A 22,063-nucleotide genomic window follows, 5' to 3' on the forward strand; every position below is an offset into this window, starting at 1 on the left:
TACATAGTATCTTTTAGTGTACAAAACACGAATTCACAATCTAATGATGATTGCCTTAGCTGCCATAGTGATCCGGATATTTATATGGAAAAAAATGGTCGTAAAGTGAAACTTCATGTGCGAAAATTTGAGCTTGCTCGTTCTGTACATTCAAAAATGCTATGTATTAATTGTCATGTTGGTTTCAAAGCGGATGATATACCTCATAAAGAAGGTGATTTGAGTGTCAATTGTGCTAATTGTCACTCAAATCTAATAGGTAAACATCCATGGCACCCATCTATGGCAAAAGCTACTGGGAGTAAAGGCGGTCCAGATATTAATTGCGTAGGTTGCCATGGTTCTCACAATATTCAAAGTCCTGGTAACCCAAATTCTCCACTTCATTTCACCAATTCAACTGAATTTTGTGGTAAATGCCATTCAGATGTAAAAAAAGAGCACATACAATCTGAACATTCAATTCAATATGTTGCTCACAATCCCAATGCACCTACTTGTATTTATTGTCATAAGCAACCAATCACGAAAGGTAATCAAATTTCAGAATTACAAAGAAAATTAAATCAAGAAAAATTATGTTTATCCTGCCATTTACATATTACTTCCATTTCGAGCCAGTATGCTAACTCATTGATTAATTATGAAAAGAGCGTTCACGGTTCAGCATTATTAGCTGGAAATACAAAAGCTGCTATGTGCGTGGATTGTCATGGTACTCATAACCTTCAAAAGGCTTCACATCCAGAGTCTCGAATTAATCATTTTAATATTCATAATGTATGTAATTCCTGCCATAGTGAAGTATCAACTGAATATATTCAAAGTGTACACGGAAAATCTCTTTTGAGTGGAAATTTAGATGCACCGAATTGCACCTATTGCCACGGCGAACATAATATCCAACACGTTCCTGATATCCCAAGTGCGGTTTTCACAAAATCAGGAATGAAATTTAATGTTGTTGTGAATAATAAAATGGTCTATTGTGTTGCCTGTCACTCTGACGAAGCAATGATGAACAAATATGGTGTTGCAACTGTTGAAAAAGCACATCGTTGGTTACCACGTATTAGCTCACATTGGGATAGAGTGCGTTGCATTGATTGTCATTCTTCAATCGAACCTCCTAATCGTTCGCACGATATTTTGCCACCGGAGAAAACTGTAAAGCGCTGCGAAACTTGCCATTCTATGAATTCAATGCTTATGAATACACTATATCGTCATCAAAAATCGCTATCACGTGAGAAATATGGTTTTATCAATGGAACTATTCTTTCCGATGCGTATGTTATTGGTGTAACAAGAAACCTGTACTTAAATTTGGTTAGTATTGCAATTTTTGTTCTCACTTTATTAGGTATTATAATTCACGCTTCTCTTCGTGCTTATTTTAGTTTAAAACGTAAAAAAATTGCGGAGAAAAAAGTATGAGTACTGTTCGCAAAGTATATATGTACCCACGTTGGTTACGTTTTTGGCATTGGATAAATGCAATTCTGTTCTTTCTATTGATATTGTCTGGTGTCAGTATGCAATATTCAGATACAAGTTCTTTATTGATGCCATTTGAATATGCGATTGTTACTCATAATGTTTGTGGTATTTTGCTTTCAGTTGTGTTTCTTTATTATCTATTTTTTAATATTAAAACTCGAAACTACAAACAGTATATACCTCAATTACGAGGTGCAAAAGAAATGTATCTTAAGCAAATGCGTTATTATCTTTATGGTGTATTCAAAGGTGAACCACATCCATTCGAGACCACTCCTGAAAATAAATTCAATCCACTTCAACGACTAACTTATTTTATAATAATGTTTTTGGCTGTGCCGGGTATTATCATTACTGGGTGGCTGCTTATGTTTCCGGAACTTGCTCCCGAACAGATTATGGGAATGGGTGGGGTCTGGCCTATGGCGTTGCTTCATATTACAATTGGTTTCTTTTTGAATTTATTCTTTATCGGTCATATCTATCTTGCAACGCACGGCGAAACAGTTTCTTCCAATTTTAAGTCAATGATAAATGGGTGGCATTTGCACTTCGAACATAATAATGAAAGCCAAGCAGATAGCTCAGAAATTTCTAATGATAGTTCGTCAAACGTATTGGAGCATACTTTGTCTGATGAATCCATACAAAAAACGAACAATGAAAATAAAGAATTATCTCAATAAACATAAGGTATTAATACTATGTATTCTACACTAAATGATTTTATTTCAGATTGGACACAAGAGAGTTCAGCTACTATTAAGCTGTTACAGTTAATTCCGGATGAGGCTTTAATTCAAAAAGTCTATCCAGAAGGGAGGACGCTTGGGATGTTGGTTTGGCACATTGTTTACACTGTTGGAGAAATGATGCAGGCGGCTGGTATTCAACTTCCAGATTTTGACCTCCAAGAAAAAATGCCACCAAATATTAATGCGATGATCGATAAATACATTCAGTTTTCTAATTCTTTAATCGAAAAAGTTAAAAATTATGATGACCATAAATTAGATGAAGAATTTCATATTTATGGTGAAAATTGGAAATTTAGAGATTTATTGAAAGGTTTAGTATATCACCAAATACATCATCGTGGGCAGCTTACAGTTTTGATGCGCCAAGCAGGACTTCCTGTTATCGGTATTTATGGACCATCAAAAGAAGAATGGTCGCAATTTGGTATGGAAGCACCAGAATAAATTAGTTTACATTTAGAATTTATTTAATCAAATAATTAATTAAGATTTGCATAATAAATTATCTACTTCATTTTATATGAAGTAGATAATTTCAATTTTTGGGAAAATAGACCTTCTAAGATAACTATCTTCAAGTTTAAAGATACGTTTAATTTCATTCGTAAGTTTTCTATTATTAAGATCTTTATCAAGATATAAAGATCTCACATCAATTCTATTGAGTAAATTGACTAATGTCGTTATTTAAATTTGTCAATTCTTTGTTTTTCTATTGAAATTCAGTATTAACTGCATATAATTCTTCATTAACCGACTGTAATTCTTCCTTAGCACTTTGTAGTTTTTTATTACTTGCTTCGAACTTTTCTATTACATCCTGAAATTCACTCCTTGTTTATTTTAGCTGTCTCTCATATATTTTTATTATGGCTTTTTACATTATTATTGTTACAAAAACGATACATAATATTTTCTACTTGCAAAAAGCACATATTTTATTTATATTAATCAATTATAGTTTATTATTTAGTAATTGATGAATATGGATATTGTTACTAATGGTTGAAAAAGTTGTCAAAGTTATTAATCGTTCGGGCATACACACTCGACCAGCTGCAAGTATAGTAAAATTGGCTTCTAAATTTAAGTCTGAAATATTTTTGATTAGAGATAAATTTGCAATCAATGGGAAAAGTATTATTGGAGTGATGACGCTTGCGGCTGAACAAGGAAGTGAGATTAGAGTGAGGGCAGAAGGACCAGATGAACAAGAAGCTATTGATGAGATTGTGAAATTATTTGAGAGTGGTTTCGGTGAGGTATAATGGCTCCACAAGAAGTAATATATGGGAAAACAGATTATAAGTTACTTAAAGAACAGTTTGTACTAAAAGGAATTCCTTCTTCAGCTGGAGTAGCATTAGGTAATGCAATAGTATTGCAGCCAGAATCATTAATCAGTCCATCAATTAAAATTCCGAGTGAAGAAATTTCCAACGAATTATTAAAATTCGAAAAGGCTCATACAAACTTAGTCCATCAATTTATGCAGAGCCTGCATAAAGTACGTTCTTTGGGTAGTAATGTTATTGCAATTCTTGAAACAAATTTATTAATTCTTACTGATCCAATTTTATACGATGGAATTAGAAACAAAATTAAAGATGGTTTCAGTGTTGAAAGTGCAATAGTTTCTGAATTCGATAATCAAAGAAAGTTTTTTCTGAATGCTTCAGATGCTTTATTGCAAGAGCGAGCTAATGAAATTGATAATATTAAACGTAAGCTTCTTGCTTCGCTCAAAGATCAATCAATAGATTATGATAACTGTCAGCACTCAATTGTTGTTGCCCAAACTTTAACTACTACAGACATTGTTAATTTCAAAGAAGCCGGTATCCTTGCAATAGTTACTGAGGTTGGAGGAATTACTTCACACGCTTCAATTTTATCACGTTCATTTGATATTCCGGCTGTAATTGGTGTGCATAATGCTACAGATATTATTCCAAATGGCTCTGAGATTATTGTTGATGGTTTTGCCGGTATTGTTGTGGTAAAACCCAAAGAAGATATTAGAACAGTTTATTTACAAAAAATTGAAGCATTAGAGGAACACAAAAGAAATCTTGGTGCTCTGGCGAAACTTCCCTCTGAAACTCTTGATGGTAAACGGATTTCTTTGCTTGGTAATGTGAACTTTTTAGATGATGTTCGTTCAGGTGAGATTAATGGTGCAGATGGTTATGGACTGGTGCGATCCGAAAACTTGGTTATGGAACTGAAAGGTTTCCCAGATGAAGAAACTCAATATAAGTGGTATAGAGAAATTTGTGAGCGGGCTTTTCCAAAACCTGTTACAATTAGAGTGTTTGATTTAGGTAGCGATAAGTATGTCGAAGGTTTGCCAATTAAGGAATTTAATCCTGCATTAGGTTTGCGAGGAATTCGTTTTTTGCTTTCACGTCAGGATATTTTTAAAACACAATTACGAGCTCTGCTCCGAGCTTCGATTAATAAAAATCTGAAAATAATGTTGCCGATGATAACTTCTCTTCACGAAGTAGAAATATCTCGAAAAATATTAGAAATATGCAAAGCTGAACTTCAACAAGAAGAAGTACTTTTTGATAATCGTATTCCTCTTGGAGTAATGATAGAAACGCCTGCTGCAGCTATTATTTCTGATGGATTAGCAAAAGTTGCAGATTTTTTCAGTATTGGTACAAATGATTTAACTCAATATACTCTTGCTGCCGATAGAAATAATGAACTTGTTTCTGATATTTTTGATGATTTTCATCCATCTGTACTACGGTTGATTGATTTTATCATAAAGACAGCTCACAAAAATGGAGTAAGTGTTTCAATTTGTGGAGAATTGGCAGGACATGCTGCTGCTACACAACTACTGGTAGGGATGGATGTTGATGAATTAAGCGTTGCACCATCTCTTCTTCTTGAACTTAAAAACAGAGTAAGATCATTGACCTACTCTGAAGCTAAAATAATTGCTGAAGATATTTTGAATTCTAATGATTATTTTGAAGTTAGAAAAAAACTTGAAAAAGCAATAGGACGCCACAGTATTACTGAATTGAATGAAATTTAGCAGCTGTTTTTGTCCCACTATTTTTTTACTGAAATAAGTTGTTTTATCTACATCTAAGTATTATATTTGAATTAACAATTCATTAATTTTTTGTAATGAAATTTATCTTATACATACTTATTGCACTAATTCTTTATTCCTGTGATAGCAATAACGATTTTGCTGTTTCATCAGGTTCGCCGAGAGTAACCAATATTTCAAAAAATATCACTTTTCCTACAGATACATTAATCATTTATGGGAAAAATTTCCCACTTAATAATGATAGCGCTGCTATAATTTTTAATGATAGCGTTGTTTTTCAGAAAAATAATTGTATCTTTTGGAGAGCGAATTCTATTGGAATTATTATTGATGAACGGATTCTAAGTGGGTATTTTTATTTGATTTTTGGAAAAGATACCAGTGAATTATTCAATATTACTGTGTTGCCATATCCACCCTTTGAGACTACAACAATAAATCCAGGTTCTTTTAAAATGGGCAGCACGACAGGTTTTGAAGATGAATTGCCTGTTAGAAATATTTACATTACTAAAAAAATTGAAGTATCAAAAACAGAAATAACTCAAAGGTTATATGAATTTATCTCAAAGAGTAATCCAAGTCCAATCAAAGATAATTCTCTTCCAGTATTCAATGTTGATTGGTTGGATGCAATTATTTTCTGCAATAGATTATCAGAAAAAGATGGATTGAAAGTCGCTTATTCTATTAATGATAATATTGTTATTTTTGATACGACTGCAAATGGATGGCGCTTGCCCACTGAAGCCGAATGGGAATATCTTGCCCGGGCTGGTAGTCAAACTGATGTTCCTGCTAATATTTATTCATCTGCTTGGTTCAATGAAAATTCAGGTGGAATACCTAAAATAGGTAAGCAGAAATTACCAAATTCTTTTGGTTTATATGATATGTTAGGCAATGTATGCGAGTGGTGCTGGGACTTGTATGCTGACTATAATCCGATTGATACAATAAATCCTATTCAAAACTTTGGCAGTCATCGTATTCATCGTGGTGGCTGTTTCCTTGACTCTAAATCTTTTATCCGGTTTAGTTCTCGTCAAAGTCAGAATAATTTAGTTGGAATCAGATTAGTTAGAAACAAATAATTATTCTTAATTTTTCCCTCATTTTAATAAATTAATATATTCATAAATACGTTAATTATTTTGACTAAATTCTAAAAGTTTTTTCATAGGTGTTTTATGATACTCGATATTGATATGCTTCGCAAGCATTATAATTCATTAACAGAAAAAATGAATTATGTTAAATCGAAAATCAAGCGACCACTAACCCTTGCTGAAAAGATACTATATACTCACTTGTTCGATATTCATTCAATAAGAGAATTCGAACGTGGAACTGATTATGTTGAGTTTGCTCCCGATCGTGTAGCTATGCAGGATGCAACTGCCCAAATGGCTCTTTTGCAATTTATGCAAGCTCGCAAAAATAAAGTTGCTGTGCCAACAACTGTTCATTGCGACCATTTGATACAAGCTCAGGTTGGAGCTCATAAAGATTTGGAGTTTGCACTTGAATCAAACAAAGAAGTTTATGATTTTCTTGAATCTGTGTCTAACAAATATGGTATTGGTTTCTGGAAGCCCGGTGCAGGAATTATTCATCAAGTGATACTTGAAAACTATGCATTCCCAGGCGGGATGATGATTGGGACTGATTCTCATACTGTCAATGCTGGTGGTCTCGGGATGATTGCAATTGGTGTTGGCGGTGCTGATGCAGTAGATGTGATGGTTGGAATGCCTTGGGAATTAAAATTCCCTAAACTAATAGGTATTAAACTGACTGGGAAGTTATCGGGATGGACTTCTGCAAAAGATGTAATACTTAAAGTTGCTGGTATGCTAACTGTCAAAGGTGGTACTGGTTATATTTTAGAATATTTCGGTGATGGTGCAGAATCTATTTCTGCAACAGGCAAAGGAACTATTTGTAATATGGGGGCAGAAATTGGTGCAACTACTTCTATCTTTGGGTATGATGAGAAAATGTATGATTATCTAATTGCTACTGGAAGAAAAGAAATTGCTGATTTCTGTAGTTCTATGCTCGAATGTGTTACTGCCGATAAAGAAGTTTATCAAAACCCTGAAAAGTATTTTGACAACCTAATTGAAATTAACTTATCTGAGCTTGAACCACATATTAATGGACCTTTTACACCTGATTTAGCTCATCCTATTTCAAGATTTGCTGAAGAAGTAAGGAAAAACGATTGGCCTGTTGAACTTTCTGCAGGGTTGATTGGCTCTTGCACAAATTCATCGTATGAAGATATTACACGTTCAATTTCTATTGTCAAACAAGCTATTGATAATAATTTATCTGCTAAATGTGAATTTACAATTACCCCCGGTTCTGAAATGATTCGTTATACTATTGAACGAGACGGATTTATAGATATGTTCGAGCGAATTGGTGGTGTTGTTCTTGCAAATGCTTGTGGTCCTTGCATTGGGCAATGGAAGAGACTTAATGCTCAAGATCAACAAAAAAACTCTATTATCACTTCATTTAATCGAAACTTTGCTAAAAGAAATGATGGAAATCCAAACACTCACGCTTTCGTAGCTTCGCCTGAGATTGTTACAGCATTTGTGCTCGCTGGTAGGCTTGATTTTAATCCTATGAAAGATAAACTAATTAATGCTGATGGTATAGAAGTTCTGCTTAAAGAACCAGAAGGAATTGAACTCCCACCTCGTGGTTTTGATGTTATCGAAAATGGTTACAAAGCGCCTGCAGAAGATGGTTCTCAACAAGAAATAATAATCGATCCAAATTCTGAAAGGCTCCAAATTATTCCACCTTTTGATAAATGGGATGGAAACGATTTTATCGGATTAAAACTATTAATTAAAGTAAAAGGAAAATGCACTACTGACCATATATCTATGGCAGGACCTTGGCTGCGGTATCGAGGGCATTTAGATAATATATCAAATAATACACTTATTGGGGCTGTTAATTTCTTTAATGATAGAACAAACTATGTAAAGAACCAAATTACTGGTGAATACGATGAAGTTCCAAAAGTTCAGCGTTATTATAAGTCGCTTGGCATAGGGTCAATTGTGGTAGGTGATGAAAATTATGGTGAAGGTTCGTCTCGCGAACACGCTGCTATGCAGCCAAGATATTTGGGCATTAGAGCAATATTAGTTAAATCATTTGCTCGTATTCACGAAACAAATCTGAAAAAGCAAGGTATGCTTGCACTTACTTTTATTGATAAACGTGATTATGATAAAATATTAGAGGATGATACCATTGACATTGTTGGATTAAAGGAATTTGCCCCCAATAAACCGTTAAGAGTAGTTCTTCATCACAAAGATGGAAGTATAGATAGTTTCGAAGTTTCGCATTCCTATAATGCTCAACAAATTGAGTGGTTCAAAGCTGGAAGCGCATTAAATTTGATTAAATAAATCCAATACTTAATGTTGAATAATATTGAGAAAAAATGAAAATTCAAATTAAACGATTAGATGATCAATTTGATGATTTGCCATTACCTACATATCAAACTTCTGGTTCTGCAGGAATGGATATTTATGCGGCTGTAAACGAACCAATTACAATTTTACCAAGGCAAACAGTACTTGTTCCGACCTCTCTTGCTATTGCTTTACCAGATGGATTCGAAGCGCAAGTGCGTTCACGTAGTGGATTGGCTGCTCGATATGGGGTTTTTGCTTTGAATGCTCCTGGAACAATAGATAGCGACTATCGCGGAGAAATAAAAGTTATTTTATCAAATTTTGGGGATGAACCATTTGTTGTTAATCGTGGTGATAGAATTGCTCAACTTGTAATAGCTCGATACGAAAAAGCTGAATTTCAACTCGTTGATGAACTTCCTGATTCTCATAGGAGTAATGGAGGATTTGGAAGTACTGGAATTTAATTTAAACTATTTTTAATAAATCGCAACTTTTTGCTATATTACAGTAGTTGTTTATCAAATTTTGAAATTGAATATGAAAAAGTTAATGTTTGTAGCTGTTTTGCTTTTCTTATTTTGCTCAATATCGTATGCCCAATACTGGGTAAAAATCGATGGGGTCAATCCTTATATTAACAAAATTTTTTCTCCTGTTGACGAGCCGAACAGAATATTAGTTGCTTCAAGCGGTTTCCCAACTAATGTGTTGCAAAAGAATATCGATTTCCCTTTTATTGGAAACGGTTATCAGGAAAGTATTGATTCTGGTAAAACATTTACAAAGTATCAGCTAAATGAGCGATCGGTATATGATATATATCAATCTAAAAGATACCCTAATAAATGGTTCGCAGCAGTCAGACATTTCACCCGCGGCGGGATATTATTGTCAACAAACCGTGGAGAGAATTGGAGCGAAGATATATTATGCGAATCTTCCAATCAATTATATCGAGTATCTTCAACTATTATTAATCAAGATGAATTTTTCGTTGCTGCCGCGATTAATACAAGTGAAGGCTTTGTTTATTCGGATAATGATTTTATCACTTGCAATTCTTCCTCTTTGAGCGTTGAAACACGTTCAGTTGCTTTTTCAAAAATCTCAAATTTACTCTTTTTATCGGGAGACGCATCATCTCAGGGGAGAGTATTAAGATCATATGATTATGGTAGATCGTGGCACCGCGAAAGCAGTGGTTTGGAAGGATTACGTGTGCTTTCAATTTTGCCTTCATCAATAGATCCTTCTATTGTACTTTGTGGTGTGGATTCACTGACTGTTGATGGTTCAAGTATTGGAAAAGGAATATACATAAGCTTAGATACCGGTAAAACGTGGCAGTATTTTACTGGTGCAGGCAATCAGATTTTTGAATTTGCTGAACATCCACGATATCCGCGCCTTGTTGCTGCCGCTGCAGGGAATGCCGGAGTTTTAGTTTCTTCGATCTATGGACATTATTTTGAAGCTTTCAACAATGGTTTGCCTGCCAATAAATCAGTTCGAACAGTTATGATACCTAATTGGGACACAACTGATGCTGGTTTTATTATATTTGCAGGCGTTGATGGCGAGGGATTATTCAAATCCACATACCTTAAAACAAGCGCTGATAATAATAGGAATCCTGAATTTAAGATTTTGTCAATTTCTCCACAACCTGCAAATGACCTATTAAACATTAGAATTTATTTGCCTGATGCACAAAATGTTAATATTACGATATTTAACTCGTATGGGCAAGAGATATATCAACTACCAAATGTCTATTTTAACGCCGGAGAAAATTCATTTAATTGGAATGCAAACGGTTTTCCATCAGGAATTTATTTTATGCAAATTAAATCAGATAACCAGATTTTAAGCGATAAATTTGTTATTAGTAGATAATGTATATTTATCATAATAATAGAATTCCTTTTTTTTCGATTATTCTTACAGCTTATAATCGAGGTCATATAATAGATAGAGCAATAATTTCAGTTCTTAATCAAAAGGAGCAGGATTGGGAGCTTCTCATTGTTGATGATGGTTCGTCAGACAATACTTTTAATGTTTGTTCAAAGTATTTTAGTGATTCAAGAATTCGTTATCTGTTTCATAAAAATAAAGGATTGCCACTTTCGAGAAATGTAGGAATTCTTTCTTCTTCCGGGCTTTACTGCACTTTTTTGGATTCCGATGATGAATATAAGGACAATCATTTAGAACTCAGACGAAACATTCTTTTACAGCATCCTGAAGTTGATCTTCTTTATGGTGGTATTGAAATAATTGGCGACCCTTATGTTGTTGATTTTTATGATAATTCAAAACAGGTACATATTGACGAATGCTATGTCGGAGGCTCTTTTTTCGTGAAGAGGGATGTTGCAGTTAATCTCGGCGGTTTCAGAAATATCAAGTACGGCGATGACGCTGATTTTGCTATGAGAGCAATTGAAAATGGTTATTGTGTCGCATCAGTTGAATACAGAACTTACATCTATCATAGAGATATGAATGATTCAATTTCTAAACTCTATGCTCAATCCACTCAAGATTAGAATGGAGATATTATGTATAGATTGGTTGTTGTTTTCTTTTTATTAGTGCTCATTAGTAATGCATTATTTTCGCAATCATCTAAAATTCAAGATGGGACAGAGGCTTTTTTCTTTGATGCTGTGATTTTTAAAGGGGATTCTGCCAATTTAGCACGAATAGATTGTTACGTGTTGGTGCCTTATCAATCACTTACTTTTATCAAATTTGAAGATAATTTTATTGCTAAAATCAATGTTTTTCTTACGGTTTACGATTCTCTTGGTAATACTGTCGCAACGAAAAATTATGATAGAGTGCTTGTTGAGAGAGACTACAATATAGCTTTGGGTGCAACAGCAAAGTTTGATGTCCGTCAGATGCAGTTTTCTTTAGCACCAGGGAACTATCAAATTAGAGCAATTCTTAGTGATGAAAACTCAAAGGCTGAATATTCTCAGTCGCGAAGTATGAGTGTTATTGATTTTGCAAAATATGACAATGTGATGAGCGGTTTGCTTTTAGTCAGTTCTATTGAAGAAGATAAGGGAAGATGGAAAATTACTCCTCATATTTCTGATAATATTGGTGGATTGAGAGATGGTTTCTTTGTTTTTTTCGAATATTATTCAAATACTAATCAAAAGGTCGATTTTCTCTATCAAATTTTTGAAAATGATGAACTTATCGAACAAGGTTCTAAAATTCAAAAAGAAATTGATATTGGAACAAATAGAATATTTATTCGTGTAAAGAAACCTACTAAAATTTCACGAAATAATTATACATTGAGAGTATTAGCGTTAAGACCAAATAATAATGATGATTATGAGATAAAGGATATTCTTGCAGTTGCTCAGCGTTCTATTAAATCTATCACTCGTTTGAGTGGTTTTGTATTAAATGATCTGGATAAAGCCATTAGACAACTGAGATACGTTGCAAATTCTGATGATATTAATTATATTCGCTCTGCTAAGTCAGAAGATGAAAAGTTTACTCGTTTTAATGATTTTTGGAAATCTTTAGATCCGACACCTAATACAGAACGTAATGAAGCCTTTGAGCAATATTATTTCCGTATTGCATATGCTAATGAAAATTTCCGTTCGTATACAGAAGGTTGGCTGACAGATAGAGGTATGGTTTATATTATTTTTGGACAACCAGTTACAGTTGAAAGGTCTAATCCTATGAGTGATGGGCGTGTTTACGAGCGCTGGATTTATGCTGATAATCGTGAGTTCCTTTTCCTCGATAATACAGGATTTGGTGATTTTCGATTAGTCAGACCAATATCCATTACAGAAAAATATCGTTATAAGAATTAATTCCCACCAATTTACTTTCTTTTTTTCTTTTATATAATAAGAAAAAAATGTATATTAAGTTTCACATGTTTTTTTTCAATCAACGAAAAAAATAGGAGCTAGTTATGAAACGTTACAAAATTGCCTGGTTACCAGGAGATGGTGTAGGAAAAGAAGTATTAGTAGCTACACAAATTGTTTTCGACAAACTTAACTTTAATGCCGAGTACATCCACGGCGATATTGGATGGGAATTTTGGTGCAAAGAAGGTGATGCTTTACCCCAAAGAACAATTGATTTGCTTAAAGAAGTTGATGCAGCTATGTTCGGTGCAATAACTTCAAAACCTGTAAAACAAGCTGAAGCTGAACTTATCCCAGAACTACAAGGTAAAGGGCTCATCTACCGTTCTCCAATTGTTAGAATGCGTCAGCTTTTTGATTTATATGTTTGTCTTCGTCCCTGCAAAGCATATAAAGGCAATTCATTAAACTATAAAGACAATATTGATTTAGTTGTATTTCGTGAAAACACAGAAGATCTTTATGCTGGTGTGGAATTTCATCCAGTTCCACAAGAATTAACAGATGTACTAACAAAATTATCTCGACCGTTCGGAGCTTTCGCTAATCATAACGCAAATGATTTTGCCATTTCTTGCAAAATAAATACGAAAAAAGGTTCAGATAGAATAATTCGTGCTGCTTTTGAATATGCTCGCAAACATAATAGAAAAAAGGTTACAGTAATTCACAAAGCTAATGTTGTGAGAGCCACTGATGGGCTATTCCTTGAAACTGCTCATCAAGTCCATAAGGATTTTCCTGACATTGAAATGGACGATGCTAATATTGATGCTATTACTATGTGGCTATTGAAAAATCCGAATAATTATGATGTTTTAGTTGCTCCGAACCTTTTCGGTGATATTGTTTCAGACTTGTGTGCTCAAATGGTCGGTGGTTTAGGTTTCGGATGTTCAGGTAATATTGGTCAAAGTCTTGGAGTATTCGAGCCTACACACGGTTCTGCTCCTAAATATGCCGGAATGTATAAAGTTAATCCGATTGCAACTATCTTAGCCGGGAAAATGATGCTTGAATGGCTTGGAGAAAAGGAATTAGCTGAACGCATTGAAAAAGCTACAGCAGAGGTTATTGCTGAGGGCAAGGTGAGAACATATGATATGGGCGGTAGCAATACTACTTTAGAAATGGGTAAAGCTATAGCAGAAAGATTATAATTTCATATGAAACTAAATAATATGGGACGCATTATTTTTGCGTCCCGTTTTTTTTACAAACTATTAAGATCAATATATGAAAGAGGCTGTCTTTGAGAGACAGCCTTTTATTGAATGAATTGTTACTTTTGTGGGATATTCTTCATTAATTCAATAAGGAAATTCCAAATTCTTTGAACGGAAGATATACTAACCCTTTCGTCAGGTGAATGAACATCGCGTAGATTTGGACCACAGGACAACATATCAATTCCGGGGTATTTTTCACCAATCAGCCCACATTCAAGACCGGCGTGAATTGCTTCGATTTTAGGTTCTTTGCCTAATACATTTTTATAAACTTGTTTTGCGACATTTAATATTTCAGAATTAACATTTGGTTCCCAAGCAGGATAGCCATCACCTGTTGCAACCGTTGCTCCACCTAATTCAAGTGCCGCATAAACCATATTTTCAACAAATCTTTTTTCAGATTCAACAGAGCTTCTCTGCGAAGTTAGGACAAAAATCTCATTCTCTCTTGTCTCTACGATTGCAAAGTTTGTCGAAGTTTGAACAAGTCCAGCAATATCAGGGCTCATTCTAATTACGCCGTGAGGCATAGCTACGAAAGAGGAAAGTACTTTATAAGCTAATTCAGATTTAAGAATTCTGTTTGGCATTTCAGTTTTTTCACAGAAGAAATCTAAATTTGGTTCTTTTGTTGAATATTCTTTTTTGAAGATAGCTTTATATTGAGCAATTAAATCATTGAATTCATCAACTTTTTCATTAGGAACTAAAACAGTAGCAAAAGCTTCACGAGGAATTGCATTATGTTTGTTGCCACTATTGAATGAAACAAACTTTATTGGCATTGTTCTTATTGTATTCCATAAGAAACGAGATAACAATTTGGCAGCATTCGCACGTCCATCGTGAATCTCTATACCTGAGTGTCCACCACGTAATCCTTTAATTGATAATTTATATGGTGTGTGATTTGAAGGAACTTCTTCTGCTTCGTATTTAAAAATACCAGAGGTATTTAATCCTCCTGCACATCCAATAGTAAATGCATCTTCGTCCTCAGAATCGAGATTAATCAGTATATCGGCAGTTACCAAATCTGTCCCTAATTGTATGGCACCTGTAAGCCCTGTCTCTTCATCCAGAGTGCAAAGTAGTTCTAATGCAGGATGTTGAATGTCGTTAGATGCCATCAAAGCCATTCCCATTGCTATTCCAATTCCATTATCAGCACCGAGAGTAGTTCCTTCTGCTTTAACCCAGTCCCCATCTATGTATACTTTTAACGGATCGTTGTCAAAATCAAATTCTACATCACTATTTTTTTCACAAACCATATCCAGATGACCTTGGATACAAACTGATTTCCTATTTTCCATTCCAGGAGTGGCTGGCTTTTTTATTACAAGATTACCAAGAGAATCAGTTTTATACTCCAAACCGAGCGATTTAGCCCAATTAATCATATATTCCCTTATCTTCTCTTCTTTTTTAGAAGGATGTGGCACCTGAGTGATTTCTTCGAAATATTTCCAAACAAGTTCAGGCTTTAAATTGCTAAGTACATTAGACATTTGTTATCTCCTTTTTTAATTCTAAAAAATATATAAAGCCGTTATGATATAATTGTGTCAAAAACAAATTAAGACGAGGATAAATAGGTTCTGCTTTTTCTCCTAAATCATTTTTCAAAGATTCAGCAATTTCAAATACTTTTGTTTTTCCATCAATTAAGCACCAAACTTTAGAGCCAATTTCATCTAAGTTTGCTCGAATATATAAACTTCTTCCTTTGGGGATAAACTTTTGCATAAACTTACTCTTAAAACGAGGGACTAATACATCAACTAATCCTTCTTCGTTAATCTCGTGCTGATAATTTGTTGTTGGTGTTAATTCCAGCAGGTTAATTTCATTTTTTCGTTTTAGCATAAGCAATTTCATTAATTATCTGAATTTTCAAATATAATAAAAAAGAATAGACTAAAAAATAAAAAAGGTATTGTGTTTTGAGATAATAAAATATATATATTTATTATGCTTTTCCGACTATTTGTATTATATTTATTGATAAATATTTCTTGTTTAGTTTCGTTAGTTTATTTAATTTACTCTCAATAAATATTTCCGAAATATGTATTTGCTGGATTTTCAAGGAGTTCGATTTTTTGAACGATTCTTTAGATTATATTAAATCAATAAAATGTAGAGATTATTTTAATCATAAAGCAAAAAAATTTGTTTATAATAAAATAATTCATTATTTTTGTATCGATAATATTTTATCAATACAGCATTACTGATTAAGGAGCTGTAAAATGTTAACGAAAAAAAACATTGTTGTAATTCCTGAGCCTACTTTAAGAAGGCTTCCTCACTATTTGCATCTATTGTTAAATCTAAAAGAACAAGGTGTAAAAAGTGTTTCATCTACATTTATTGCTAACGAGCTTGGTTTAGATTCTACACAAGTTCGTAAAGATGTTCAATATACAAATATTATTGGAAAGCCTAAAACTGGTTTTGATGTCAATTCATTAATCAATGCTATTCAAACTTGCCTAAACTGGAATCGTTATGAAAATGCTTTTTTAGTAGGGGCTGGTAGCTTAGGGACCGCTATGTTAGGTTACAAACAGTTCAAAGACTATGGGCTAAATTTTGTAGCTGCATTTGATAACGATCCCGAAAAAGTTGGTCAAAAAATACACGGTATTGAAGTATTAAGTATTGACAGATTGCCTGTATTAGCTCAGTTGATGAAAATTCATTTAGCTGTGCTTACTGTGCCTGCAAAAGCTGCACAAGAATGTGTGGATATTATGCTAAAAGGGGGAATTGTTGCTATCTGGAATTTTGCTCCAACTCAAATCAAAGTTCCAAAGAATGTAATAGTTGAAAATGCTCAATTTTCTCAATCTTTAGCAGTATTAACAAGGAAACTATCTGTTTATAAGCAAACACTGCTTTAGAACATAATTTTATTTGTGAAAATTAATTGGAGAAAGTGTGATGAGTTCGCACAACGAGAATTCTTTGCCTGTTCGTAAATTTGAAAAAGTGTGTGAAATCTTAAAGAGTTACAATTATGATTCTACAAAACTAATACCTATTCTTCAAGCAATACAAGAAGAATATAGGTATTTGCCGGAAGATGTGATGATTTTTGTCGCTTCTTCGCTCGATATTTCGCCAGCTAAGCTTTATGGGGTAGCTACATTTTATGCCCATTTTGCTTTAGAACCAAAAGGAAAATACGTTATTAAAGTTTGTGATGGAACTGCCTGCCACGTAAAAGGTTCAAATCCTGTAGTTGAGGCAATTGAGTTAAAGCTGGGACTTAATGATAAAAAACATACAACTGACGATTTACTTTTTACTTTAGAAAAAGTATCCTGCCTTGGTGCTTGTGGATTAGCACCTGTTGTGGTTATTAATGAAGATGTTTATTCACAAGTCAATCCACAAACTATAGTAGAAATTATTGATAAAATAATAACTATGGAGAATAACAATGCTCAAGTCGCTTAATGAATTAAAAGCAATAGCAGAAAAATATAATAATAGTAGTAACACATTGAAAAAAAGAGTTATTGTTTGCGCTGGAACTGGTTGTGTCGCGAATGGTTCTCTTAAAATATATAATGAATTGGTAGCCAAAATTAAGGAAGCAGGAATTGAGTGTGTCGTTGAATTAAAAATGGAAGAAACTAATCAAAATAAGATTCTTGTTTCTGAAAGTGGTTGTCAAGGATTTTGCCAGATGGGACCTCTTGTTACTATTGAACCCGACGGTATTCACTATGTAAAAGTTAAAGTAGAAGATGTTCAGGAAATCGTTGACCATACATTGGTTTTGGGTAAACCAGTTGATAGATTATTATTTGTTGATCCACTGACTGGTGAGCATTGCGTTCATACTAAAGATATCCGTTTTTACAATCGTCAATCGAGAAAAGTATTGGGTTTATGTGGACATATTAACCCTTCTGATATTTATGAATATATTGCAAAAAATGGCTATCAAGCAGCATTCAAAGCTTTAGCTGAAATGACAGACAAAGATATTTGTGAAGAAATTACTTATGCTGGACTTCGTGGAAGAGGCGGTGGGGGATTTCCAACAGGTCGTAAATGGGAGTTAACAAGAGTTCAAAAATCTGACAAAAAATATGTGATATGTAATGGTGATGAGGGCGACCCCGGTGCGTTTATGGATAGAAGCGTGATGGAAGGTAACCCACACTCTGTAATCGAAGGAATGATAATAGCTGCAAAAGCAATTGGTGCCGATGAAGGTTATATTTATGTACGTACTGAATATCCTTTTGCAGTCAGAAGACTTAAAATAGCAGTAAAACAGGCTGAAGAACTTGGTTTGCTTGGCGAAAACATTATGGGCACTGGATTTAACTTCAAACTTCACGTAATGGAAGGTGCCGGTGCTTTTGTATGCGGTGAAGAGACTGCATTAATGTCCTCGATTGAAGGAAAAAGAGGTATGCCTAAACCCAAACCACCATTTCCAGCTCAATCCGGGCTATTTGGTAAACCAACAGTAATCAATAATGTTGAAACATTAGCATCTGTTCCTCGAATAATTCTTAATGGAGCAAAAGAATTTAGAAGTTGTGGTACAGAAAGTTCACCAGGCACAAAAACTTTTGCTTTAACTGGACACGTTGCAAATACTGGATTGATTGAAGTTCCATTCGGTTCTACTATTCGTGAAATTGTTTATAATATTGGCGGTGGAGTAACTTTATCAGATGGAACAATTTCGAGTAATGGGCTTAAAGCAGTTCAAATAGGAGGTCCTTCGGGTGGCTGTTTGACAACGGAACATATGGATATGCCACTGGATTTTGATTCATTAAGTGGTATTGGGGCAATGGTTGGTTCCGGCGGGCTTGTTGTAATGAATAAGGACACTTGTATGGTTAAGATGGCTCATTTCTTTATGCAGTTTACTCAAAATGAATCCTGTGGTAAGTGTGTTCCTTGCAGAGAAGGAACCAAACAGATGCTTGCATTACTCGAAGATATTATAGAAGGACGTGCTACTGAAGAAACATTGGACATTTTGGAAGAATTAGCCAGAGCAGTTCAGAAAGGTTCATTGTGCGGACTTGGTAAAACTGCTCCTAATCCAGTCCTTTCGATGATGAACCAATTCCGTGAAGAATATGAAGCTCACGTAAAACAAAAGAAATGTCCTGCTAAACAATGTAAAGCATTATTAAGCCCTCAAATAATTCCAGAAAAATGTAAGGGCTGTGGATTGTGTGTAAAAGCTTGTCCTGTTAATGCAATTTCAGGTGTTCGTAAAGAAGTGCATTATATTAATGAAGAATTGTGCATCAAATGCGGTGCTTGTTTAGAAACTTGTAGGTTAAATGCAATTGTAGGAGTATAAAATGAAAAAGACTTTAGAAATAAATGGTAAAATAGTAGAGTTCAATGGCGAGAAAAATTTATTGGAAGTAATTAGAAAAGAAAATATTGATCTTCCAACTTTCTGTTATCATTCGGAACTTAGTATTTATGGGGCTTGCCGCTTATGCGTTGTTGAAGTAGAGGGACGCGGAGTGCAAGCATCTTGTTCGTTAGCTCCCGAATCTGGTATGGTCGTCCGAACTAATACTGAACAATTAAGAAATTTGCGTAAAATCTATATTGAATTGCTACTTGCAAGTTATAATCACGACTGCCCGACATGCACAAAAAACAATAATTGTAAGCTTCAGGAATTAGCATATAAATTAGGTGTTCGTGAAATTAGATTTAAACGTAATCAAGAACACTTACCAATTGATAATTCTTCGCACGCACTACTTCGCGATCCAAACAAGTGCATTCTATGTGGCGATTGCGTGAGAGCCTGTGAAGAAATACAAGGTATTGGTGCTATAGATTTTGCTTATCGTGGCTCAAAGTCAGTTGTTTCTCCTGCTTTTGGAAAAGGGCTTTCTCATATAGATTGTGTTGATTGTGGGCAATGTAGCAGAGTGTGCCCGACTGGTGCTATAGTTCCAAAATCAGAAGTGGCTGATGTATGGAAAGCTATTGAAGATAAATCAAAAGTTGTTGTTGCTCAAATTGCACCAGCTGTAAGAGTTGCTATTGGTGAAGAGTTTGGTTACAAATCCGGAACTATTGTTACTGGACAATTGATTGCAGCAATGAAAATGTTAGGCTTCGACAAGGTATTTGATTCATCGTTTACAGCAGATTTAACTGTTATTGAGGAAGCAAACGAATTTATTGAAAGAAAAACTAAAAACGAAAATTTACCTTTGTTTACTTCCTGCTGTCCTGCGTGGGTTAAATACGTAGAACAATATTTCCCTGAATATTTGCATAATTTGTCTACTTGCCGTTCACCACAACAAATGTTTGGCTCCATTGCTAAGTCGATTTTACCAGATTTGTTAGGTAAAAAACGAGAAGATATTGTTGTTGTTTCAATTATGCCTTGTACAGCAAAGAAAGTTGAAGCACGACGACCGGAATTTGCAACTGATGGAATTCAAGATGTAGATTATGTGCTTACAACTCAAGAACTTGCAAATATGATTAAGCAGGTTGGAATAAAATTTGAGAACCTATCTCCTGAAGCATTCGACTTACCACTTGGGTTTAAAACAGGTGCCGGCGTTTTGTTCGGGAATTCCGGAGGTGTTTCTGAAGCAGTGCTTAGATATGCTTACGAAAAAATTAGCGGACAAATCCTTGATAATGTAGATTTCAAAGAAGTTCGTGGAAACGATTCAATTAGAGAAACTACATTACAAATCAATGGTCAAACTATTAATTTATGTATTATTCACGGGCTTAAAAACGCTAAAAATGTTGTGAAGCAAATTCAAAACGGAGAAAAACATTACGACTTAATCGAAGTTATGGCTTGTCCGGGTGGTTGTATCGGTGGTGCGGGACAACCTGTTTACTACGACGAAGAGACTCGCAACAATAGAACAAAAGGGATATATGATTGCGACAAAATGTTGCAGTTACATAAATCTCAAGAAAATCCTTATGTCGCTGATTTATACAAAAATATCCTTAAAGAACCAAATAGCGAAGTTGCTCATAATTTATTACATACTCATTATAAGAGCAGAAAGAGAATCAAAGAAGGTGCAATGGAATTAATTACAAGTGATAGTTCCAAACTTCAAGTTAGCGTGTGCGTTGGCACAAACTGCTTTATTAAAGGTTCTCAAGAAATATTGAAAAAGCTAATTAACTACGTTGAACAAAATAATTTAACTGATATGGTAGATATAAAAGCCAATTTCTGTATGGAAAATTGCGACGAAGGACCAAGTGTTACAATTGGAGATAAGTTAATCAAAAAGTGCAGTGCACAATCTGCAATTAATACCTTAGAAACATTGGTTTCTCAAATAGTATAAACATACATCCATATACTACCTTAACGGAGGCTGTTCATAGCAGCCTCTTTTTATTTGAGTAATATGATTAATATATGTGTATCCAAATAAAAAAGTTGCCAAATATGGCAACTTTAACATTAATTTGAGATTGAATTATTTTCTTAAATCATTATTTTTTTGCTATTAATTTTACTTTGAAGATTATATCATCTTTAATCATTCTGTCGCCCAAATTATCGAAAAACTTTCCTGAACCGTAACGTATATCCCATTTAGTTCTATCAATTTTGAATTCTGCACGGGCTTCTAATCTATTATTTTTAATATTTATTGTAGCGGGAAATTTGATTGAATGTGTGATTCCTTTTATTGTTAAATTTCCTGTAATTTCATATTTATTGTTGTTTCTTTCTTTAATACTTGTAATTACAAATTCAGAAGTAGGATGTTTATCAACACTGAAAAAATCATCAGAACGTAAATGCCCCTCTAATTTGGACTTCCCACTTTTTTCGTCTAAATCTAAAACAACTATACTATTCATATCAATTACAAAACTTCCACCTGATAACTTACTGTTTTTGAATTCGAGATTACCGCTTTTGATAAGAACATCACCCCAATGTCCTCCAACAATTTTTTTACCTTCCCAGCGGATAACACTTTCTTTTGTGTCTGTATTGTAAGTGTCCTGAGCAATCATAGCTAAGATTGAAGAAAAAAATGTTATGAATGTAAGCAAAATTAGTTTTTTCATTTTTAGCCTCTTATATAAA

Annotated in this window: 20 protein-coding genes; 16 read left to right on the forward strand and 4 right to left on the reverse strand. The window is 34.1% G+C overall.

Annotated features, from left to right (window positions below; genetic code table 11):
- Window positions 1-84 precede the first annotated feature (84 nt).
- From ACY2LT_RS02455 to ACY2LT_RS02465, 3 genes are read left to right on the forward strand one after another with little or no spacing between them, the layout of a single operon-like run.
- The gene (locus ACY2LT_RS02455) at window positions 85-1,437 is read left to right on the forward strand and encodes a hypothetical protein (RefSeq protein ID WP_491816137.1); all 1,353 of its coding nucleotides are present in this window, start codon (window positions 85-87) and stop codon (window positions 1,435-1,437) included.
- A complete protein-coding gene (locus ACY2LT_RS02460; protein ID WP_491816138.1) occupies window positions 1,434-2,186 on the forward strand; it encodes a cytochrome b/b6 domain-containing protein in 753 nt (250 codons plus the stop codon). The genes ACY2LT_RS02455 and ACY2LT_RS02460 overlap by 4 nt, the downstream gene beginning before the upstream one ends.
- Before the next feature lie 18 nt (window positions 2,187-2,204).
- Window positions 2,205-2,702 (forward strand): DinB family protein, encoded by a 498-nt coding sequence (locus tag ACY2LT_RS02465; protein WP_491816140.1) that lies wholly within the window; start codon window positions 2,205-2,207, stop codon window positions 2,700-2,702.
- Window positions 2,703-2,774: 72 nt separating this feature from the next.
- Here ACY2LT_RS02465 and ACY2LT_RS02470 read toward each other — a convergent pair whose 3' ends face one another.
- On the reverse strand, window positions 2,775-2,945 hold the full coding sequence (locus ACY2LT_RS02470; RefSeq protein ID WP_491816776.1) for a PAS domain-containing protein: 171 nt from the start codon (window positions 2,943-2,945) through the stop codon (window positions 2,775-2,777).
- Window positions 2,946-3,259: 314 nt separating this feature from the next.
- Between ACY2LT_RS02470 and ACY2LT_RS02475 the strand changes: the two genes are divergently transcribed.
- The 9 genes from ACY2LT_RS02475 (at window position 3,260) to ACY2LT_RS02515 (ending at window position 13,878) form a co-directional block, all read left to right on the forward strand.
- Complete coding sequence (locus ACY2LT_RS02475; protein WP_491816142.1) at window positions 3,260-3,526, forward strand: HPr family phosphocarrier protein; 267 nt, start codon at window positions 3,260-3,262, stop codon at window positions 3,524-3,526.
- Window positions 3,526-5,313: a phosphoenolpyruvate--protein phosphotransferase gene (gene ptsP / locus ACY2LT_RS02480; RefSeq protein WP_491816143.1), complete on the forward strand. Its 1,788-nt coding sequence runs from the start codon at window positions 3,526-3,528 to the stop codon at window positions 5,311-5,313. The genes ACY2LT_RS02475 and ptsP overlap by 1 nt, the downstream gene beginning before the upstream one ends.
- A 95-nt stretch (window positions 5,314-5,408) precedes the next feature.
- Window positions 5,409-6,431 carry a formylglycine-generating enzyme family protein gene (locus ACY2LT_RS02485; protein WP_491816144.1) on the forward strand — a complete coding sequence of 341 codons (1,023 nt, stop codon included), beginning with the start codon at window positions 5,409-5,411 and terminating at the stop codon, window positions 6,429-6,431.
- Between the two features lie 96 nt (window positions 6,432-6,527).
- Window positions 6,528-8,780, forward strand: coding sequence for an aconitate hydratase (locus ACY2LT_RS02490; RefSeq protein WP_491816145.1), 2,253 nt, complete (start codon window positions 6,528-6,530; stop codon window positions 8,778-8,780).
- Window positions 8,781-8,815: 35 nt separating this feature from the next.
- On the forward strand, window positions 8,816-9,259 hold the full coding sequence (dut, locus tag ACY2LT_RS02495; protein ID WP_491816147.1) for a dUTP diphosphatase: 444 nt from the start codon (window positions 8,816-8,818) through the stop codon (window positions 9,257-9,259).
- A 73-nt stretch (window positions 9,260-9,332) separates the two neighbouring features.
- Window positions 9,333-10,691 carry a T9SS type A sorting domain-containing protein gene (locus ACY2LT_RS02500; RefSeq protein WP_491816149.1) on the forward strand — a complete coding sequence of 453 codons (1,359 nt, stop codon included), beginning with the start codon at window positions 9,333-9,335 and terminating at the stop codon, window positions 10,689-10,691.
- Window positions 10,691-11,347, forward strand: coding sequence for a glycosyltransferase family A protein (locus ACY2LT_RS02505; RefSeq protein ID WP_491816150.1), 657 nt, complete (start codon window positions 10,691-10,693; stop codon window positions 11,345-11,347). The genes ACY2LT_RS02500 and ACY2LT_RS02505 overlap by 1 nt, the downstream gene beginning before the upstream one ends.
- 12 nt (window positions 11,348-11,359) lie before the next feature.
- Entirely contained in the window at window positions 11,360-12,655 is a 1,296-nt protein-coding gene (locus tag ACY2LT_RS02510; protein ID WP_491816151.1) for a GWxTD domain-containing protein, read from the forward strand.
- Between the two features lie 104 nt (window positions 12,656-12,759).
- Window positions 12,760-13,878, forward strand: coding sequence for an isocitrate/isopropylmalate dehydrogenase family protein (locus tag ACY2LT_RS02515; RefSeq protein WP_491816153.1), 1,119 nt, complete (start codon window positions 12,760-12,762; stop codon window positions 13,876-13,878).
- A 122-nt stretch (window positions 13,879-14,000) separates the two neighbouring features.
- On the opposite strand, the gene ACY2LT_RS02520 is transcribed toward ACY2LT_RS02515, so the two are convergent.
- Both ACY2LT_RS02520 and ACY2LT_RS02525 read right to left on the reverse strand, forming a co-directional pair.
- Complete coding sequence (locus tag ACY2LT_RS02520; RefSeq protein ID WP_491816155.1) at window positions 14,001-15,461, reverse strand: aminoacyl-histidine dipeptidase; 1,461 nt, start codon at window positions 15,459-15,461, stop codon at window positions 14,001-14,003.
- A complete protein-coding gene (locus tag ACY2LT_RS02525; protein WP_491816156.1) occupies window positions 15,454-15,819 on the reverse strand; it encodes a PqqD family protein in 366 nt (121 codons plus the stop codon). The genes ACY2LT_RS02520 and ACY2LT_RS02525 overlap by 8 nt, the downstream gene beginning before the upstream one ends.
- A gap of 386 nt (window positions 15,820-16,205) precedes the next feature.
- On the opposite strand from ACY2LT_RS02525, the gene ACY2LT_RS02530 reads away from it, so the two are divergent.
- From ACY2LT_RS02530 to ACY2LT_RS02545, 4 genes are read left to right on the forward strand one after another with little or no spacing between them, the layout of a single operon-like run.
- Window positions 16,206-16,859: a redox-sensing transcriptional repressor Rex gene (locus ACY2LT_RS02530; RefSeq protein ID WP_491816157.1), complete on the forward strand. Its 654-nt coding sequence runs from the start codon at window positions 16,206-16,208 to the stop codon at window positions 16,857-16,859.
- Between the two features lie 40 nt (window positions 16,860-16,899).
- Window positions 16,900-17,418 carry an NADH-quinone oxidoreductase subunit NuoE family protein gene (locus ACY2LT_RS02535; RefSeq protein ID WP_491816159.1) on the forward strand — a complete coding sequence of 173 codons (519 nt, stop codon included), beginning with the start codon at window positions 16,900-16,902 and terminating at the stop codon, window positions 17,416-17,418.
- Complete coding sequence (locus tag ACY2LT_RS02540) at window positions 17,402-19,303, forward strand: NADH-ubiquinone oxidoreductase-F iron-sulfur binding region domain-containing protein (protein WP_491816160.1); 1,902 nt, start codon at window positions 17,402-17,404, stop codon at window positions 19,301-19,303. Before ACY2LT_RS02535 ends, ACY2LT_RS02540 begins: the two co-directional genes overlap by 17 nt.
- A gap of 1 nt (window position 19,304) precedes the next feature.
- Window positions 19,305-21,305 carry an NADH-dependent [FeFe] hydrogenase, group A6 gene (locus ACY2LT_RS02545; protein WP_491816161.1) on the forward strand — a complete coding sequence of 667 codons (2,001 nt, stop codon included), beginning with the start codon at window positions 19,305-19,307 and terminating at the stop codon, window positions 21,303-21,305.
- Window positions 21,306-21,456: 151 nt separating this feature from the next.
- Here the strand turns inward: ACY2LT_RS02545 and ACY2LT_RS02550 are convergent, their stop codons facing one another.
- A complete protein-coding gene (locus tag ACY2LT_RS02550; RefSeq protein ID WP_491816162.1) occupies window positions 21,457-22,044 on the reverse strand; it encodes a YceI family protein in 588 nt (195 codons plus the stop codon).
- Window positions 22,045-22,063: the final 19 nt, after the last annotated feature.

The sequence above is a fragment of the Eximiradius proteiniborus genome (genome assembly GCF_058546985.1).

Bases quoted from the DNA above. Each gene is read 5' to 3' on its own strand.
- ACY2LT_RS02535 (WP_491816159.1), top strand. From the start codon at position 16,900: ATGAGTTCGCACAACGAGAATTCTTTGCCTGTTCGTAAATTTGAAAAA.
- ACY2LT_RS02530 (WP_491816157.1), top strand. From the start codon at position 16,206: ATGTTAACGAAAAAAAACATTGTTGTAATTCCTGAGCCTACTTTAAGA.
- ACY2LT_RS02485 (WP_491816144.1), top strand. From the start codon at position 5,409: ATGAAATTTATCTTATACATACTTATTGCACTAATTCTTTATTCCTGT.
- ACY2LT_RS02500 (WP_491816149.1), top strand. From the start codon at position 9,333: ATGAAAAAGTTAATGTTTGTAGCTGTTTTGCTTTTCTTATTTTGCTCA.
- ACY2LT_RS02540 (WP_491816160.1), top strand. From the start codon at position 17,402: ATGCTCAAGTCGCTTAATGAATTAAAAGCAATAGCAGAAAAATATAAT.
- ACY2LT_RS02490 (WP_491816145.1), top strand. From the start codon at position 6,528: ATGATACTCGATATTGATATGCTTCGCAAGCATTATAATTCATTAACA.
- ACY2LT_RS02475 (WP_491816142.1), top strand. From the start codon at position 3,260: ATGGTTGAAAAAGTTGTCAAAGTTATTAATCGTTCGGGCATACACACT.
- ACY2LT_RS02455 (WP_491816137.1), top strand. From the start codon at position 85: ATGGAAAAAAATGGTCGTAAAGTGAAACTTCATGTGCGAAAATTTGAG.
- ACY2LT_RS02510 (WP_491816151.1), top strand. From the start codon at position 11,360: ATGTATAGATTGGTTGTTGTTTTCTTTTTATTAGTGCTCATTAGTAAT.
- ACY2LT_RS02460 (WP_491816138.1), top strand. From the start codon at position 1,434: ATGAGTACTGTTCGCAAAGTATATATGTACCCACGTTGGTTACGTTTT.
- dut (WP_491816147.1), top strand. From the start codon at position 8,816: ATGAAAATTCAAATTAAACGATTAGATGATCAATTTGATGATTTGCCA.
- ptsP (WP_491816143.1), top strand. From the start codon at position 3,526: ATGGCTCCACAAGAAGTAATATATGGGAAAACAGATTATAAGTTACTT.
- ACY2LT_RS02465 (WP_491816140.1), top strand. From the start codon at position 2,205: ATGTATTCTACACTAAATGATTTTATTTCAGATTGGACACAAGAGAGT.
- ACY2LT_RS02505 (WP_491816150.1), top strand. From the start codon at position 10,691: ATGTATATTTATCATAATAATAGAATTCCTTTTTTTTCGATTATTCTT.
- ACY2LT_RS02545 (WP_491816161.1), top strand. From the start codon at position 19,305: ATGAAAAAGACTTTAGAAATAAATGGTAAAATAGTAGAGTTCAATGGC.
- ACY2LT_RS02525 (WP_491816156.1), bottom strand. From the start codon at position 15,819: ATGCTAAAACGAAAAAATGAAATTAACCTGCTGGAATTAACACCAACA.
- ACY2LT_RS02515 (WP_491816153.1), top strand. From the start codon at position 12,760: ATGAAACGTTACAAAATTGCCTGGTTACCAGGAGATGGTGTAGGAAAA.
- ACY2LT_RS02520 (WP_491816155.1), bottom strand. From the start codon at position 15,461: ATGTCTAATGTACTTAGCAATTTAAAGCCTGAACTTGTTTGGAAATAT.
- ACY2LT_RS02550 (WP_491816162.1), bottom strand. From the start codon at position 22,044: ATGAAAAAACTAATTTTGCTTACATTCATAACATTTTTTTCTTCAATC.